The sequence below is a fragment of the Nitrosomonas supralitoralis genome (assembly GCF_003011925.2).
GTDB lineage: Bacteria > Pseudomonadota > Gammaproteobacteria > Burkholderiales > Nitrosomonadaceae > Nitrosomonas > Nitrosomonas supralitoralis.
The window spans coordinates 1-17,368 of the sequence record NZ_PXXU01000034.1 but is presented as its reverse complement, the minus strand read 5'-3'; the positions used below and the strand labels follow the sequence as shown (position 1 = coordinate 17,368).

Sequence of the window (17,368 nt, the reverse complement as noted above, 5' to 3'; positions counted from 1 at the left end):
AAATCAACCTATGAAAAAAGGAAAATAACAAATGCTTAGTTTAAAAGAAATATCGGAAGCACTTGGCGGCATAAGTCGCAACCATGCCTTGAAATTGCTAACTGATTGCGGAGTTCGGCACAAGGTACTACTCTCGAGAAACGGAAAGAAAATTTACTACGACATAACCAAAGAACAGATCCAGAAAGGCGTGCTAAAAGAAAAAGATCCAAAACAAATTGCCATACAGCAGGGTATTGCTTTGCTGATACTCGAAGCGGCATTAAATCGTCACTAAGTTACGTCTTTCTGCACTTTATCTGATCAGTTTCATTTCTTGAAAAGAATATCCTATGCATGCTTCATTCGAGCAATTCAAAAACTTCAACTAAGTGTCCTTGGCATTGCTACTGGTGTTTGTTGAAAAGTAAAATAGCTAATCATCAACGATACTTTGCAACATTTCTGCGGCATGCTGTCGTGTGGTTTCCGTGATGTTGACACCACCCAGCATACGGGCAATTTCTTCAATGCGTTCCTGCGAATCTAGCAGCATAATTTTACTCACGACTTGTGCATTTTCCGCTTTTTTACCGGCAGACTTTACCACCCGCCAGTGTTGATCACCGGTCGCAGCAACCTGAGGCAAATGAGTAATACACAGGACTTGTCGATCTTTTCCAAGCCTCTTCAATAAGTGACCAACAATCTCTGCGACTTGTCCGCCTATCCCGACATCAACCTCATCAAAAATGAGCGTGGGTACAGCGTCCACTTTACTGGTAATCACTTGAATCGCCAAACTGATGCGTGATAGCTCACCACCCGAAGCTACTTTGACCAAAGGCCGCAGCGGCAGGCCCTGGTGCGCTGACACCTGAAATTCAATCTGCTCCAAACCACTGGCATTGCCTGTTTCCAACGGTATCAATGTCACTGAAAACTCACCTCCAATCATCGCCATCGTTTGCATCGCCGCACTCACCTGCAGTGATAAATCCTTACTGGCTTTTTTCCGCGCCCGGCTTAATGTCTTTGCTTGCTGGAGATAATCAGTCAACGCTGCAGCCTCCAGTGTTTGCAATTGACTGATATCTGAATCCGAACCCATGGATTCCAGTTGATGAATGATTGTCTCGAGCAATTGCGGCAACTCTTCCGGCGTTACACGAAACTTTCGCGCCGTCGCATGAATTTCTGACATTCGCAGTTCAATCTCCTGCAGCAACTGAGGGTCTAGATCCAGACTCTGGCGATAGTGTTTCAGCTCGTAAATACCCTCCTGCAACTGAATTTCCGCGGAGTCGAGTAAATCGGTAATGGGTCTGAGCTGCTGATCAAACTCCAATAAATCCTGCAGTTGGCTTTTTACCGCATTTATTTGAGTCAGAACAGCAAATTCACTTTCAGATAAGGTATCAATGCTCGTTCCCGCCGCTCCCAGCAAAGTAGCTACGTGCGATAAGCGGGTATGATCCGTTTGTATCGTTTGCCATTCTTCCAGCGTAAAATTTAACGTCGCTAATTCTTGTAATTGCCACTCGAGTTGTTCGCGCCTGCCATGTGATTCCGCTGCACGTTGTTGCATGGCTATTCTATTCTGATAACAATCTTGCCAATGTTGATAGGCTCTCCTGACCGTTCGTGCCAACTCGCTGCTGTCTGCAAAAGCATCAAGCAATTCTCGTTGCACGTCCTTTTGCAGCAAGGATTGATGCGCATGCTGACTGTGAATAGCCACCAGATACTCTCCCGCAGCACGTAATTGCTGAAGTGTAACCGCATGTCCGTTGATATAGCTACGCGAACGACCATTGGTATCAATAATGCGGCGCATCAGACAACTATCGGAATCACCTTGCAAGTCATTGTCATTCAACCAATGCAATAACTCTGACAAATGACTGGCATCAAATATCACATTGATTTCAGCTCGCTCACATCCTAATCTTATCTGACTGGCATCACCGCGCTCTCCCAAAGCCAGAGCCAACGCGTCAATCAAAATTGATTTTCCCGCACCGGTTTCTCCGGTCAGAACTGTAAAACCGGGCAGAACATCAAGCTCAATTCGATCAACGATGACAAAATCTTTAATACTTAGGTGCCTTAACATGGAAGCGCATTCAATACAGACATCAGGGAAATTCACTCCAACCCAGCTTTTCCCTGAGCATGCGGTAATAACTGTGATTAACCGAATGTAACAACCGCACTGTTTTGGGAAAGCGCCGTACGATGATGTTATCCGTCAGTTCCAAATCAAAGCAGGAATGGCTGTCACAATTGATGCGCACATTCGCGCAACTTTGCATCTTGATTTCAACCACGGATTCAGGTCCGATCACAATCGGACGATTGCTGAGTGTATGTGGACAGACCGGCACCAGCGCTATTAGATCCAGGCTGGGATGCAAAATCGGTCCGCCAGATGACAGAGCGTAGGCGGTAGATCCAGTTGGTGTAGCTACAACCAATCCATCTGATCGCAATGTATTCACATACTCATTGTTAACCCTTACTTCAAATTCAATCATGCCACTGCTCATGCCACGATAGAGCACCACATCGTTGAAAGCCAAACTGCCGAAAACACTGACACCATCACGAATAATTTCCGCATATAGCAGCATGCGTCGCTCGGTAATGTACTTCTCCGCAAGTATTTCATCGAGAGATTCAAACATTGTGTCTACCGATAAATCGGTGAGAAAGCCAAGTCTTCCTTGATTGATCCCGATTAAAGGCACATCGTAGGGAACCAGCATTCTTGCGATATTAAGCATGGTGCCATCGCCCCCCATGACTACCGCCAAGTCGGCTTGAGCACCGATATCTTCTAAGGTAAGCACTGGATATTTATGACTATCAATCTGCGAGGCTGTGAGATGATCCAACAGAACGATATAATTTTTCGCCGTTAAATATTCAGCCAAATTAAGCAGTGGTACCGCAATTTCAGGGTTTTTATGCTTACCAATTAGTGCAATGGTTGAAAATGGTGAATTCATGACTTAAGAAATCGGCCTACTTGAATTGTAATGCAGAAAATATAAATACCAAGGGTTATCTTTAAAATATAGTGAGTTAGTATCATGGCAATTGAAGCAAAGTTGAAAATAGCCAAGTTGAACATAGTTAATCCACAATACCAATTCTTGGAAAGATATCTATGCTGCTATGCAACGCAAATTCAAACCCATTAGGGAAATACCATGATCAAAGGAGTTTAGCATAGATGAGGCTCAACAAATTACTCTTACAACCAAACTATGAATCGCGTTGAATCGTGTAGAATTACGCCATGTTAAATGAACGTGCACAGATATTATTGAAAACACTGGTGGAGCGATACATCCACGAAGGTCAACCGGTAGGTTCACGTGCACTGTCAAAGTTTTCCGGTCTTGATCTCAGTCCAGCAACTATTCGTAATGTGATGGCGGATCTGGAAGAAATGGGGCTCGTTGCCAGCCCTCATACTTCAGCGGGAAGAATTCCAACTCCAAAGGGATACCGCCTTTTTGTGGACACGCTGTTGGTTGTGAAAACACTGGATAAAATGGAATTGATTCATCTGGAAAATCAGCTGCACCCCGATAATCCTTCGCGTCTGATCAATGCCGCTTCACAGCTATTGTCGGAATTAACCCGCTTTGCCGGTGTCGTGATCACGCCTAAACGTAAAGGCGCAGTATTCCGCTATGTGGAGTTTATGGCGCTATCCGAGAAGCGTATTTTACTGATTATCGTAACACCTGAAGGTGATGTGCAAAACCGCATCCTTTTTACCAATACTCCTTATAGTCAGTCTGATCTGATCGAAGCCGGCAATTTTATCAATAAACATTATGCAGGCTGTACATTGGATCAGATTCGCAGCCGTCTTGGAGACGAACTAAAACAATTGCGCAGTGAAATGATTAGTCTCATGAGCGCAGCAATTGAAGCTGGTGGCAATGCCGTTAACGAAAGCAGCGAGACTGTGGTGCTGACTGGTGAGCATAATCTGCTGCAGATTAATGATATCTCGGATAATCTTAATAGCTTGAAAAATTTATTCGAATTATTTGAACGCAAAACCAAGCTACTGCAATTACTCGAATTAAGTCGACAAGCACATGGCGTAAAAATCTTTATTGGCGGCGAATCCGATGTGGCATCACTGCAAGAATTCAGCGTGGTGACCGCACCCTATGAAATGGAAGGAGAAATTGTAGGCACAGTCGGCGTGATCGGCCCCAGACGTATGGCTTATGAACGGATTATCCCGATTGTCGACATTACTGCCAAAATGCTTTCCAACAGTCTGTCGCAGCATTGAATCATTATGAAGCGAATCCATTACTGGTATTAATAACCAGCACATTCGCAATAAGATTAATTCTTTCTCATAATTGGTAAGTCCAGCCAAAACCATTAATTTATTTTCTCTTATGAAGGTAAACTTTAATACTTATGACTTCAAAATTTCACTATCAACATGGCTCGCGGAATCGAACTGGCGTATTGTTAGTTAATTTAGGAACACCTGTCGCGCCAACGGCTCAGGCGCTACGCCCCTACCTAAAGGAATTTCTCAGCAATCCTCGTGTCATTGAAGTGCCTCGACTGATTTGGGTACCAATTCTGCATGGTTTCATCCTGCCTTTCAGACCTAAAGTATCTGCAGAAAAATACGCGAAAATCTGGATGCCGGAAGGCTCACCGCTTAAAGTTCACACCGAGCGGCAAACAAAACTATTGCGTGAAGTGTTACAAACTCGGTTTAAGAATCCGCCCATGGTCGAATATGCGATGAATATCGGCACACCCTCGGTGGCCACCATTCTGAACAACATGCAAGACAAGGGTTGCGAACGCATTCTGATCCTTCCGCTGTTTCCACAGTATGCCGCCAGCAGTACCGCAGCGGCGATGGATAATGTCTTCGCGGTGTTAAAGCGGATGCGTAATCAACCAGCTATTCGTACCGTCAAACAATACCACGATGATCCGGCTTATATCGCGGCACTGGCGCACAATGTGCGCGATTACTGGAGCGCAAATGGACGTCCAGATAAATTAATTATCAGTTTCCACGGCACGCCGCGATCAAGTCTGGATAAAGGTGATCCTTATCATTGTGCGTGTCAGAAAACCGGACGGCTGTTGGCTGAGGCATTGGCTTTAGACGCAAGCCAATATGCTGTTTGCTTTCAATCTCGGTTTGGCAAGGCAAAATGGCTGACACCATACACCGCTGCCATCCTGGAACAATTGGGGAAGGCACAAATTCAACGTGTTGATGTGATATGTCCCGGATTTGTTTCCGACTGTCTGGAAACACTGGAAGAAATTGCGATTGAAGCGAAAAACACATTTATTCAAGCGGGTGGCAAGGAATTTCATTATATCCCTTGCCTGAATGAGCGAAACGATTGGATTCAAGCATTGGCGGATATTACCTGCACTCACCTGCAAGGATGGTTGGATAATGAAGTTTCCGAAGAAACAGCTCAGTTATCCAGAAAACTGGCTTTGGAAATGGGAGCGAAAAGCTAGTCTTTGTTATTCCCTCCGACGTTCCCCTCAAGGAATTGAGGGGAAATGGCTTAGCTGTACTGGCTCATCAATGACCTGATTCGCGCATATGTTTTATTGCTTCCTGAGTATGCTTGGCAGACTCCTGACCATGACCCATTTCAGCATGTTTGATTGCCTCGTCCAAGTGTTTAATAGCTTCATCCATATGTTTATGGGATGCTGCGTGATCATCTCTTGCCTCTTTAGCATGTGCAAGGCTTTCCTTGGCATGCGAAAGTGCCTCTTTGGCGTGACCCATTTCACCATGCGCTTTCGATTCTCCAGCATGCTCCATCGCATCTGAAGTATGTCCCGCATCTGATGCCCAAGCCTGGGTACCAATAAAAAGTGCAAATGTTCCTGCTACGATTACTGTTGATAGAGTTCTCATAATAATTTCTCCTTTTTTATAGCGATACATTGATAGTATGAATATTTCTGGAGATTACCCAGCGACTGGATTCAACTTCAAGATAAATATAGTATTTTCTTAAAGCCACCAGCTATACTTAGTATATACCTAATCGAAACTCTATGGGGTGCTTGTCCATAATCATTTGATATCTTTCAATGTTATCCAGTAATAATCCTTCCAGATGACCAATGTAACCATGATCATGAGATCTCCTGTTTTACATACTCGAATTATTGCCTTTATGCAGACAAAATTAAAAGTCTTCCTCTGATTATGAAAAAAACTTTGCTTTTTCTCCAGGCTTGATAATTGCTCAAGGCCTAATTAATCTGAAGAGTTCTGCATGCCTTACCTGTCAATCGGAATCTTTGACTTCTAGCGCAGCTAGCTCCAGGCCCTCGATCTCCTGTAATGATTTGCCCGCAATTCCTTGCAAATCCCCATACATACCCACTGTCGCCGTCATCACGCGTTCAATCTGCTCTTCGCGTTTGGCCCATTGTTTCATAATCACTTTGCGTTCCCTATCGAGGTCTTCCTGCATGGTGGAAAATGCTTCGACAATCGCTTCCACACGCTGGCGAAAGCGCGGACCAGTAAGGTATTGATAGACCATTTCGGTTTTTGTTTGCTGACCCTCGGATGATTGGCGCGCTAATGTAACTTCCAACAAAGATTGACGCAGAATCATCGCTACCGGCAGTGCGGCACGCGGGTGAGTGACCCAGACACCTTCAATCAATTCAAACATTTCTACGCCTCTCGGCAATATCTGGCTTACAATCACGGCAATTTCTGCCTTCGCGGTACGTTGATCATTACGCAGCTTCACCAACCAGGCATCACTCCAATTCTTGGTACGTTTAAATTCCCACAAAATCACACCGCATGGTTGACCACCTGTTCCGACAATGCGATGCAACACATCTCCGCCATATTCACCTTTCGGAACCGGTTCAATTGCATCATAAGGAAATTTCATGCGCAGCAGGTTTTCCAACTCCAGTTCCTGCACTTCTCCTTGCAATTGCTGCGATCCTTGCTCGGCCCTGCGTTTGAGGTCTTCAATCTGTTTTTGCATCGCAGCAATAGTCTGCTCTTTCTCCATTACTTTGAGTTTTTGCTCGTCCTCGGCTTCTTTCCTGGCGAGCGTGCGCACTTCCACCAGACCATCCTGTACCCGCTTAGCAACAGTGAGTTCCAGCTCACGCCTGGCATCGTCGAGTTCGCGCTGTTTCTTGATCAATTCAGCTTGCGCCTGTTGCGCTTGCGCTAGTTTTTCGTCGCGAACTTTCAGCACTTCTTGTAATTCGGTTAGTTCACGCGCCTTACTTTCCAGTTCGGCGGAGCTGGCCAGTTTCGCTTTGCGGGATTCTTCCTCAATCACGCGCGCTCGTTCCGTTTTCAACTGCACCGCCACTTGGCTGGCTATCTCATCTTCCAGCTTGCGTTTAGCTTCGGTCAACTGCTTTTCCTTATCACGCATCGCTTGCTCACGCCGGATGATTTCACTGTCTTTTTGCGCCAATCGCTGCTCAAATTGCTTGCGCGTCGATTCGATCAGCGGAGCCGCCAATGATTCGGTGAGTTTAATTTCCGTTTTGCAGTTCGGACAGGTAATCGTTGGTTCTGTCATAACAATATTTTTCCTGTGATATCAATGGCTGTATGTCAGCGCAGAAAAGAGAATCAAGTTTCGAGATAGTACGCTGTATTTTTGCTGAATGCTTATAGGTTATCGAAGCAGCTCTGGCTTGCTGCTGAATCATTGCTGGCTTTTTGCTTCTTACTTTCCGAACTTGCAGGCAAATGCTTAATTACTTTTACTCGCTAACACGGCAATATTTGCCGGTCTTGCCGTCTATCCACTCGAAAAAACAGGTAATAATGCGCCAACGCGATCAGCATATGCCCTCCCAAAGACTGGCATGATCATTGCTATCTATATTCAAGATTCATAACAACCCATTATAAATCGGTAGCGCTAAACATTCAGGAGCCCATATGCAAAATAAATTCGAGAGTTTGGAACTCGGCCAATTCATTCCATTGCATTACCATCACAACATGTTGAATGACCAGATACGAATGAAGGGCTTTAAAGAGGCAATTAATTTGGTGGTCAAACCTGGCGCTAAAGTTCTGGAGCTGGGGGGGGGTACTGGGGTGCAATCATTTTTTGCCGCTCAGAAAGCGCACAAGGTATTTTGTGTAGAGCGCAACCCGGAGCTAGTGAGCGCTGCGCGCAGCTTTCTTGCACAAAACCCCAACGGAGAGAAAGTTGAAGTTATTCAGGCTGATGCGCTTCATTACTTGCCACCGGAACCCGTTGATGTGGTTATCTGTGAGATGCTGCACACGGGTTTGTTACGAGAAAAACAGATGCAAGTTATTGATTCATTTAAAAAACGTTACCTGGAGAAATTTGGTGGCACACTGCCCGTCTTTGTGCCAGAAGCCAGTATCCAGGCGATTCAGCCAATCGAACAAAATTTCTATTTTGAAGGCTTCTACGCACCCACGATCTTATTTCAGGATCCCTGCTCAATTCAGGAAAGAAGCAAAAGTCTTGGAGATCCTGAAGTATTTCAATTGTTATCATATGCAGAACCATTTAACCAAACCTGTCAATGGGATGGAGAAATCACCATTACTGAGAGCGGCCAACTTAATGCATTACGGCTCATTACCAAAAATATATTGGCCATCAATATGCTTACGTACAACACCATAGATTGGCATACTCAATACATCATTCTTCCCCTATCCACACCTCTTTCAGTTTCCCAGGGCGACCAGATTTCTATACGTTTTAGTTATCTGGGCGGCGCTCCTCTTAATGCACTGTCAGATTCTCTGGAAATTCGCCTTGTAAGTAAACAGGTTCCAGTCATGGAATTAGCGCTGGAGGCTTTAATTTGTTCATCCAACTTTAAGTCAAATACTTCTAATCAAGCCGGCGGTATTTGACTGACGTTATAGGGCTTAATCGCCTAGCATCCGATTGATTCTCAGTGCTTATAGAAACAGCCGAAGAACTCATATACTTCTCTCAAACTGTTCTACGTTCTTTAAGCTTCGGATTGCTCTCCCCTACCCAAATCTATTGGCTCCTAACGAAACGCGAGCCTCCTCGGATTCGACGAGAATGATTGAATAAATGCTGAAATGCACTTTAGGTTTCACATCGTCTTCTAAAACCTAAATGCTCTTTATCTCTATCAAACAATAGCAAATCCGTTGTTAGCCATTAACATCTGGAATTGTTTCGCATCATTAATGTCGGATAACCACTCAACGACCAGTTTTCAGAATTTATTAGTATTGAATTATTTTTCCGTCTGGAATACGTAAGCCCTTCAGGCTCATTTCATATTGGAGGAGATTTACACTCTACGTAACACTAAAAAACATTTAGAATGTCGGCCCTTTTCTTGAAATAATAAACCTTAGGTACACACTTTGATTACAACAGCCAATATCACTATGCAATTTGGTGTCAAACCACTCTTTGAAAATGTATCCGTAAAATTTGGCGGTGGCAATCGCTATGGTTTAATTGGCGCTAATGGTTGCGGCAAGTCAACATTCATGAAGATTCTTGGCAAGGATCTTGAACCCACTTCAGGTAATGTCGCTGTTGACAGTGGCGAACGTGTGGGAAAGCTGCGGCAGGATCAATTCGCATTTGAAGAATGTTTCGTCATTGATACGGTAATGATGGGACATGCAGAACTATGGCATGTCAAACAGGAGCGTGACGCAATTTATGCCAACCCGGATGCCACTGAAGAAGAATATCTGCATGCTGCCGAACTGGAGTCTCAGTTTGCTGAACTAGATGGTTATTCTGCGGAAGCGCGCGTCGGAGAACTCCTCCTTGGCGTAGGAATTCCATCATACCAGCATCAAGGACTGATGAGCGCGATTGCACCAGGATTTAAGTTGCGCGTACTATTGGCGCAGGCATTATTTTCCAATCCAGATATTTTATTACTGGATGAACCGACCAATAACCTCGATATCAACACGATCCGCTGGCTGGAAGATGTCATCAATGCCAGCAAAAATACCATTATCATTATCTCTCATGACCGACATTTTCTGAACAGTGTTTGCACGCATATGGCTGACCTGGATTACGGCGAACTGCGAATCTATCCCGGTAATTATGATGAATATATGATCGCTTCGACTCAGGTTCGCGAGCGAATGTTAACAAATAATGCCAAGAAGAAAACACAGATTGCAGATTTGCAATCTTTTGTCAGTCGTTTCTCTGCCAATGCGTCAAAAGCCAGACAGGCAACCAGCCGTGCGCGACAAATTGAGAAAATAAAACTGGAAGATATCAAGCCATCCAGTCGCCAGTATCCTTTTATCCAGTTTGAAGTGAATGACAGGGATAAGCTGCATCGCCTGGCTGTTTCCATCAAAGCAATCAGTAAAAGTTTTCCTGGATTGGACAAATCATTGTTTGAGCATTTAAGCATCGACATAGAAGCCGGTGAGAAAGTCGCCATCATTGGCCCGAACGGAATCGGAAAAACCACGCTCATGCGTTGTCTTGCAGGCGATCTGGCACCGGACTCCGGAGAGATAAAATGGGCCGAGAAAGCGCGTCCCGGTTATTACCCACAAGATCATGCAGCTGATTTTGAAGAGGCGATGTCATTAACAGAATGGATGGATCAGTGGCGGCAAGGTAGTGATGATGATCAAACGATACGAGGTACCCTGGGTCGATTATTGTTCTCAGGCGACGACATCAAGAAATCTACCCATGTAATTTCTGGTGGAGAGCAGGGCCGCATGCTCTTTGGAAAATTGATTCTTCAAAAACCGAATATCATGCTGCTGGATGAACCTACCAATCATCTGGACATGGAATCTATCGAATCGTTGAATAGCGCACTTGAGAAATTCAAAGGCACCTTGATCTTTATTTCACATGACCGGGAATTCGTTTCTTCACTGGCTACACGAATTATTGAAATGAAACCGGATGGTATGAATGACTTCAAAGGTAATTATGAAGATTATCTTGAATCACGAGGAATTGAATAATATGAATCAATTATAATGGGTTATCATGCTCTACAGTCTCTTACATCCCATTTTGCCAGTACTAATACGCTTCAGTTTCTTCAGAAACACACCAGTTTCGCTTTTGAACAAATGGTGCAGGCTAACAAATTACCGTGATTATTATTTCAATAGTCATGTCCAACACTGCATCATCCATGACACCCTCATACTTTTTATAATGGCATACCATTTCATGCATCATCATAATAATAAGCATTGTCAGATCCACAATAGCAAAAAACATAGACATTCGAAACAAACCATTTGATTGCATAGTGGAATTCATTATTGCATCGCTCGATATAAATTCTTCCGTTATGCTTGACTTTCAGCATTCATGATGAATGCGTTCGGTCGTTCACTCGGGGCATTGGGAATCAACAGGTCTAAGAAGTACGGCTCCAGCTGAAAGGCATACTAGATCTTGTCACGACGATCCTGGCCACGCTCACGCGGTATACACATAATGTCGCTAGCATAATGAAGGATTGCATGTCTAATTTCTTCCATCGTAGGAAGATCGAAACGATCAGTTATAAAACGTGAACACCCAGATCGCGCGCAATTAAATAGATAATGTTTCTGGCTCATCCAGCAAGTGCGTACCTGGTAGTCAGAAAGGCATACTGAAAGAAAGTGTATCAAAGGTTGAAATTATCTTTTATTTTCAACGATGAGGTTTTTGCAACATGTCGACCAGTTTGCTGTATCAACTGCTCCAGGCCGAATCAACTGAGCGCAGCATCCGCTCCATCCGCTATCAGACCCAGGTCGCCAGATTCCAGATACAGCGCCATTTACAGGATTTTGACTTCAGTCAATCCAAAGTCGATCAACAATTAATTCATTAACTGTCCACGATGGAATTTGCAACCGCAGCACAGAACCTGGTGCTGGTCGGTGGCACCAAAACTGGCAAAATCACTTAGCCGTTGCCATCGGTACCTCAGGCATACAGCATCATAATAAAAAAGTGCACTTTTACAGTGCTATTGATCTGGCCAATAGTATGGAACAGGAAAAAACCGCAGAAAAACAAAGCAGATTGGTGCTAAGACTATTACAGATCGACCTAGTTATCCTCGATGGATTGGGCTATCTGCTTTTCTCTCAAACAGGCGGCGCTTTATTGTTTCACCTACTCTCCAGGATTTATGGACGCATAAGCGTCATCAGTACCACCAACATGGCGTTTGCTGTGTGAAGCAGCGTTTTCATCGACGCCAAGATGACCGCCGCGCATTTGGATCAAATAATTCCAATCATAGATAGAAACAGCAATAATTATATTGTAATAATACATTAACTACAGTTAGTTAAGTGTTATATATATTTACAGGAATATCGAGAATTGGAATAACTCATCACTGCCATATTATCGAAACCGGTAATGACTCTTTCCGTTACAAACAAAGCGCCGCTAATGCAAAAATGAAAATACAGGAAAAAGAAAAAGAAAAATTCTTCAGAAGAATGTCTGACCAATTTGTAGCGCATTTCATTATGACTAAAACATCAACTGGAGGTAAAAAACCAACTCAGTCTGATCGACTTATCCACAGATGCGTAATATCCTGCGCACTGTTTTCCTTTGGTCAATTTTAAACCGGTATCAACATTTGCTTGACAATATCAAAATAACGAAAGCCACCAAATGAATCTCTAGTTGGTGGCTTTTTTCTTCTTTTACATGTATGAAAATAGTTTATTCAGTGAAATGACTCAGCTGATATTTCCTTCTATGCTATGTTGCTTATTGAACAGGCTCAAGCTGAGCTGCTGTTAAATTGGCTTTCCATTGATCTGGAAGATTCTGAACCCAACCATTATAAACATTAGGAATAGCATAAACACCTTGTCCACCGGTTCCAGCCAGTTTAATAATTTGATCATCTGCAGGAACGCTCTTATCGGCGACCAGAGAAATTCGGCCAGCTATACTGGAATTAGCGGGATTATTCAGATCAACATCAACAACGATCAGTTCGTTAGAGAATTTGCTCGTCACATAGGCATAATAGCCACCGCCCAGTTTAGCGCCAAAATTGACCCCATGACAGCCAGGATCACAAGGTAGCATTGCTACGACCTTATCCAAAGTAGTATCAATAATTGTGATTGAACCACCGGTATTTGCAGTGACTACCACACGACCTGTCGGATCGACCGGTGTTTGGATGGGAAGGACGCCCACAGTAACCAAACCATCTCCATCACGATCTTTAATTGTATCAGGCCCCGTTGGACTGACGGGATCATAATCAGCAATGAGGTTGATGGTTTTTATCAGCGTGCCATCAAGCCCGCTAACATTCATGGAGTGATCTAGAAGATTAGTCGTGTAGACTTTATCCACGCTGACTCCAACAGCAAGCGGATGAGGCGCTGCGGGGAAAACACCACCTGCCGGTGTTCTCGCAACAATACCGCCGGTAGTTGTATCGTAGAGGCCAATATCGGAAGTATTCACATTGGGTGTAACAATTAACTTACCATCCGGCGTAACCCAATGACCATGTGGACCTGCCGCCGTTTGGCCAGGAAGTTGCGTCATTATCATGGGTTCGGGCACCATTGTTCCTGCTGGAATGATTCGGACCCCATTCTCACCATTAATAGCTACCGTAAGATCATCATTGGTGGGTAGCGTTACGACATGCGATGGTGTATTTCCAATCTGGATGTTATTGATTAATCTTCCATCTTTCCGGTTAATAAATGTTAGCTTATTATCAAACCATTGTGTTTGAAAGATAATGGATTGATCTCTATTGCTCCACATATTATGTGGATTATTCATATTAATTTCAGGTAAAGCAATTTTACCTTTAATTTTCCAGGTTGCAGCATCCAGCACAGTAATTGTGCCCGGTTTTGTTTTGCCTGCAGTTTTTTCAAACTGTGTATTTATCCATACCTCACCAACACCAGGTGTGGTTGGGTTAAACAAACTAGCCAGTTTTATGTCTTGACCATACCTACTTTCCAATACTGTTTTTAAATTAGCAACTGCACCACCCGATATACGAACGTCAACGCTTGGATAGTTAGGATGCCAAGGTTTGGAAGATGTATAGTCCTGCCAGTTTTCTTGAACAGTCGCCACAAAGAAAGTTCTTAGTAAACGTGTGGCTAAATCGCTACTGGTAGGCAAATCATTAATACCGGTTATGATATCAATCGATTCTCCTAAGTCCAGTCCACTGGTTGCAGGATCATCAACGATTACTGCACCAAACATGTACGGGTGTATTTTGCAGGTAAACACATATAAGCCAGGCACATCCAGTTTTAAAATTCCACCCCCTTTATACGCTTTAGTCTGATTAAATGGAATAGCACGGTGATCGCCATGATCTGGATCATCAGCATCACTTGGCCACAGCAGCGATGTTATCGTATGCACAGCATTGGTATCTGACATGATGAAGTGAACGCTGCTACCTGGAGGAATGATCTCCAGAGATTTAGTTTTGGTAATTGGACTTAGTGCGTCGCCACGAATACTTCTAAACCACTGACCTGGTTCGTCAGAGATCTCAAAAGTTACAAGCCCAGGCGCGTCAGATGAATTAAGAAAAATAGAGCCGCTTGGAGAAGCTCCTGCAATACTATTACCTGCTTCACCCTTAGCAACAACATGAAATTTACCGGCCATACCTGCTTCCATATGGGAAAATAAATGGCAGTGGTATTGCCAATAACCCGTACCTACACCGGCTCCTGCTTTAATAGTAAATGAGTGGCTGTCTGAAATATCATTCAGTAACTTAACATCAATAATTGAGGTGCTGGCTTTATCGGGCCAGCGGTGTGCGTGTAAATGCCAGGTGTGACCAGGACCTAATGATAATATATGAAATCTGACAACATCATCCTTTACGGCACCAAGCGTAGGATTAGTCCATAAGGGCATTTGAGTTCCATTAACAATCTCAGCTCCCCAGAATGTAGAACCAATCATGAACATTACAAACTCTTTGTCCAGGTCTGCCCGTTTGGATGCGACGATAGTTCCATTTTCATCAATAAAATTATCAACAGATCCGTCTGCATTATCAACAACAAGTGCACCAAACAACCCAACAAGATGCGAATCTTTATCATAGTAAGCAAGAGTACCCACATCATTGGCAGTATAAGTGAAACTTTGTGTCTCACCGGGAGTTGCTTCAATACTTCCGGGAGATAAGCCTACATTGAGAGGAGTGTTGTTGGTCAATGTTACATTAAGGACATCACCTTGTTTTACAAACACTGTTGGGCCGGGGATGGTTGCTTCATTTGGATATGTTGGAGTTGAGCCATCGCTACTTGTGTGGCTGAGCATTTTATAACCATGCTGACCATTAGGTAGTGTTTCGGCAGATAAGTGAATATTATGCGTAGCTGCCAGTACAATACTGGAAATCCATAACAAGACATTAAACAGCGTGAATCCCATTATAATTTTTATATGCGATCTAGGAACACCAGGTTTCATTTTTATCCTTTTTTGAGATATGTACAGTTTAGGGATTAACGTTTAAGCTACCGATCATGTTTTGCGCTTTACCTGCAAAAGTTGTATCCATATAGCTTGAGTTTGATCCAGCCTGAATAACCACCACGTGCTTCTCAAGTGGTCCTATCGCTTTTTCCTCAATAATATTGGGAGTGCCTGGTTCAGGCCAGCTATAACCGGGTAATTTGAACTGATGCAAGTTAGTACCTAGTGCAATTAAATGAAGCCTAATATTGCTTCCTGATTGTGCAGAAAGTGTTGGATTAGTCCATATTGGAATCTGTTGGCCCGTCTGTCTGTTAATTTCAGTCCCAACAAAAGTATCGTCCAATATGTACAAGATATAATCTTTCTCAATGCTGGAAAGTGATATCGCTTGACTGCTGCCACCTTGATTAATAGCTGCGATATTTGATGCTGGATTCACAATAAGTGCACCGAACAAGCCTTTATCTTCAGCCCCGTTATGGGTATTCATATTATGGTCGTGGTATGGCCAGGTGCCCGCAGTGCCCGGCGCAGCATTCCAGCGATAGGTGTATGATTGAACAAGCGTGGCACCTTCATCTTGAACTAAATTGATGTATTTGAGCGTACCGTCACTTATAATATCGTAATGTACGCCATGTACGTGAAGACTGACATTTTCATGCAACTCAATGCGTTCTGGATTTGGAATTTGGTTATATAGCGTAATATCAGCGACATCACCTTCATCCATAATGATAGTCGGACCGGGAATTATGGCCGCTGCACTGTAACGGGATGTAATGTCAGTTGTAAGACCGTTTCTATCCGTAACCTCGTGTCGTACCATTCTGTATGCAAGATATTCGTAGTCTGGATGAGGCTTGTCGGCAAACATTTCGATATGATGATGATTTCCAGTTGCAGGTTGTTCTGCAACAACATCACCAGCATATGGAAAAATTGATATCAAAAATATTAGAACAGGGAGAATTATCCATTCTGCAGAGCAATGACTTGATTGATTTTTTCGTCGAACGCACAACCAATTTTTGTCACACGCAGAAAAATCCGCGCGAGATTTAAGATCCATTTCTAAATTTCCCTCAAGTAGTTATAGTTTTTTTGTCATTATCTTATTTAAGTTGCATATGCCTATAATTCACAGCGGGGACGATTTTACTTTATATATCAGTAGATCTCTGAATTGTTCTGTAAATTGGTTGAATAGATTTCGTTAACTGTTGTTTTTTTTCCACATACTAAATAATTGGCTAATGACCTAGTACGGTAGATCATCAAAATACTTCGGGCAGATGACAATCTGGGTTCTTTCTAATAATGGAAAAAATCACTTTCCATGAGGACACAGAATTGCTTGAGGTCGCTCAATTTTGTCCAGAAAACACTTAAGCAGTGTCCTCTGGAAGTTTTTCTCCTTGATCACAGTAAAACTTTTTGGCTTGTTCAGAGGTCATATTATGTGTATATTTGATAACAGAAAAACAAAAACAACTTATTGTATGTAAATGTATTTTTATAACCTCAACCGCAAGTCTGTAAAACCAATTCACGGCAAGAAGATTGAAGATTTATCAATCAACTCGCAGCAAAAGCTCAACTAAAACTTGAAGGATAGAAACATGTTAATCAATATAAATAAAATTCAAATCTACAGCATTCGCCAATTTGCTGTGATTGTGACATTTGTCATGTCATTTGGCATATTCGGTATGCATGCACAAGCGCATACTCCTCACGATATGATCAGTGCATTTGCTGCATCACCCAATTATGCAACTGATAAAACTATGTTCGCGGTAACCGATGGCGCGTATACAGGGTGGCGC

Annotated in this window: 15 protein-coding genes; 9 read left to right on the top strand and 6 right to left on the bottom strand. The window is 43.3% G+C overall.

What is annotated here, in order from left to right; genetic code table 11:
• Window positions 1–31: 31 nt before the first annotated feature.
• Window positions 32–277: a hypothetical protein gene (locus C7H79_RS11265; RefSeq protein WP_106707363.1), complete on the top strand. Its 246-nt coding sequence runs from the start codon at window positions 32–34 to the stop codon at window positions 275–277.
• Window positions 278–415: 138 nt separating this feature from the next.
• Here the strand turns inward: C7H79_RS11265 and recN are convergent, their stop codons facing one another.
• Together recN and C7H79_RS11255 are read right to left on the bottom strand one after the other, a co-directional pair.
• Window positions 416–2,095: a DNA repair protein RecN gene (gene recN, locus C7H79_RS11260; RefSeq protein WP_106707362.1), complete on the bottom strand. Its 1,680-nt coding sequence runs from the start codon at window positions 2,093–2,095 to the stop codon at window positions 416–418.
• 22 nt (window positions 2,096–2,117) lie between these two features.
• Window positions 2,118–2,990, bottom strand: coding sequence for an NAD kinase (locus C7H79_RS11255; RefSeq protein WP_106707361.1), 873 nt, complete (start codon window positions 2,988–2,990; stop codon window positions 2,118–2,120).
• Window positions 2,991–3,283: 293 nt separating this feature from the next.
• On the opposite strand from C7H79_RS11255, the gene hrcA reads away from it, so the two are divergent.
• Both hrcA and hemH read left to right on the top strand, forming a co-directional pair.
• Window positions 3,284–4,303 (top strand): heat-inducible transcriptional repressor HrcA, encoded by a 1,020-nt coding sequence (gene hrcA, locus C7H79_RS11250; protein ID WP_106707360.1) that lies wholly within the window; start codon window positions 3,284–3,286, stop codon window positions 4,301–4,303.
• 134 nt (window positions 4,304–4,437) lie between these two features.
• Window positions 4,438–5,523, top strand: coding sequence for a ferrochelatase (gene hemH / locus C7H79_RS11245; protein WP_106707359.1), 1,086 nt, complete (start codon window positions 4,438–4,440; stop codon window positions 5,521–5,523).
• A gap of 67 nt (window positions 5,524–5,590) precedes the next feature.
• On the opposite strand, the gene smbP is transcribed toward hemH, so the two are convergent.
• Window positions 5,591–5,935 carry a small metal-binding protein SmbP gene (smbP, locus tag C7H79_RS11240; protein WP_106707358.1) on the bottom strand — a complete coding sequence of 115 codons (345 nt, stop codon included), beginning with the start codon at window positions 5,933–5,935 and terminating at the stop codon, window positions 5,591–5,593.
• Between the two features lie 379 nt (window positions 5,936–6,314).
• A complete protein-coding gene (locus C7H79_RS11235) occupies window positions 6,315–7,595 on the bottom strand; it encodes a DUF2130 domain-containing protein (protein WP_106707357.1) in 1,281 nt (426 codons plus the stop codon).
• 368 nt (window positions 7,596–7,963) lie between these two features.
• Between C7H79_RS11235 and C7H79_RS11230 the strand changes: the two genes are divergently transcribed.
• The 4 genes from C7H79_RS11230 to C7H79_RS19255 all read left to right on the top strand — a co-directional run bounded on the left by C7H79_RS11230 (window position 7,964) and on the right by C7H79_RS19255 (window position 12,251).
• Window positions 7,964–8,929 (top strand): class I SAM-dependent methyltransferase, encoded by a 966-nt coding sequence (locus C7H79_RS11230; RefSeq protein WP_106707356.1) that lies wholly within the window; start codon window positions 7,964–7,966, stop codon window positions 8,927–8,929.
• 492 nt (window positions 8,930–9,421) lie between these two features.
• On the top strand, window positions 9,422–11,026 hold the full coding sequence (locus C7H79_RS11225) for an ABC-F family ATPase (protein WP_106707355.1): 1,605 nt from the start codon (window positions 9,422–9,424) through the stop codon (window positions 11,024–11,026).
• A 710-nt stretch (window positions 11,027–11,736) separates the two neighbouring features.
• Window positions 11,737–11,898 carry an ATP-binding protein gene (locus C7H79_RS19260; RefSeq protein WP_258577639.1) on the top strand — a complete coding sequence of 54 codons (162 nt, stop codon included), beginning with the start codon at window positions 11,737–11,739 and terminating at the stop codon, window positions 11,896–11,898.
• A 122-nt stretch (window positions 11,899–12,020) separates the two neighbouring features.
• Complete coding sequence (locus C7H79_RS19255) at window positions 12,021–12,251, top strand: ATP-binding protein (protein ID WP_258577638.1); 231 nt, start codon at window positions 12,021–12,023, stop codon at window positions 12,249–12,251.
• 549 nt (window positions 12,252–12,800) lie between these two features.
• On the opposite strand, the gene C7H79_RS11215 is transcribed toward C7H79_RS19255, so the two are convergent.
• Entirely contained in the window at window positions 12,801–15,530 is a 2,730-nt protein-coding gene (locus tag C7H79_RS11215; protein ID WP_242447259.1) for a multicopper oxidase domain-containing protein, read from the bottom strand.
• A gap of 28 nt (window positions 15,531–15,558) precedes the next feature.
• On the bottom strand, window positions 15,559–16,368 hold the full coding sequence (locus tag C7H79_RS11210) for a multicopper oxidase domain-containing protein (protein ID WP_172592420.1): 810 nt from the start codon (window positions 16,366–16,368) through the stop codon (window positions 15,559–15,561).
• A 5-nt stretch (window positions 16,369–16,373) separates the two neighbouring features.
• Between C7H79_RS11210 and C7H79_RS17975 the strand changes: the two genes are divergently transcribed.
• Both C7H79_RS17975 and C7H79_RS11205 read left to right on the top strand, forming a co-directional pair.
• The gene (locus tag C7H79_RS17975; protein WP_172592419.1) at window positions 16,374–16,604 is read left to right on the top strand and encodes a hypothetical protein; all 231 of its coding nucleotides are present in this window, start codon (window positions 16,374–16,376) and stop codon (window positions 16,602–16,604) included.
• Between the two features lie 557 nt (window positions 16,605–17,161).
• A partial coding sequence (locus C7H79_RS11205) for a hypothetical protein (RefSeq protein ID WP_147383594.1) occupies window positions 17,162–17,368 on the top strand: 207 nt, incomplete at its 3' end.

What these genes read in the sequence shown, in the direction of transcription:
- C7H79_RS11265 (WP_106707363.1), top strand. Translation starts at nt 32, where the DNA reads ATGCTTAGTTTAAAAGAAATATCGGAAGCACTTGGCGGCATAAGTCGC.
- recN (WP_106707362.1), bottom strand. Translation starts at nt 2,095, where the DNA reads ATGTTAAGGCACCTAAGTATTAAAGATTTTGTCATCGTTGATCGAATT.
- C7H79_RS11255 (WP_106707361.1), bottom strand. Translation starts at nt 2,990, where the DNA reads ATGAATTCACCATTTTCAACCATTGCACTAATTGGTAAGCATAAAAAC.
- hrcA (WP_106707360.1), top strand. Translation starts at nt 3,284, where the DNA reads ATGTTAAATGAACGTGCACAGATATTATTGAAAACACTGGTGGAGCGA.
- hemH (WP_106707359.1), top strand. Translation starts at nt 4,438, where the DNA reads ATGACTTCAAAATTTCACTATCAACATGGCTCGCGGAATCGAACTGGC.
- smbP (WP_106707358.1), bottom strand. Translation starts at nt 5,935, where the DNA reads ATGAGAACTCTATCAACAGTAATCGTAGCAGGAACATTTGCACTTTTT.
- C7H79_RS11235 (WP_106707357.1), bottom strand. Translation starts at nt 7,595, where the DNA reads ATGACAGAACCAACGATTACCTGTCCGAACTGCAAAACGGAAATTAAA.
- C7H79_RS11230 (WP_106707356.1), top strand. Translation starts at nt 7,964, where the DNA reads ATGCAAAATAAATTCGAGAGTTTGGAACTCGGCCAATTCATTCCATTG.
- C7H79_RS19260 (WP_258577639.1), top strand. Translation starts at nt 11,737, where the DNA reads ATGTCGACCAGTTTGCTGTATCAACTGCTCCAGGCCGAATCAACTGAG.
- C7H79_RS11215 (WP_242447259.1), bottom strand. Translation starts at nt 15,530, where the DNA reads ATGAAACCTGGTGTTCCTAGATCGCATATAAAAATTATAATGGGATTC.
- C7H79_RS11210 (WP_172592420.1), bottom strand. Translation starts at nt 16,368, where the DNA reads ATGGTACGACACGAGGTTACGGATAGAAACGGTCTTACAACTGACATT.
- C7H79_RS17975 (WP_172592419.1), top strand. Translation starts at nt 16,374, where the DNA reads ATGCAAGATATTCGTAGTCTGGATGAGGCTTGTCGGCAAACATTTCGA.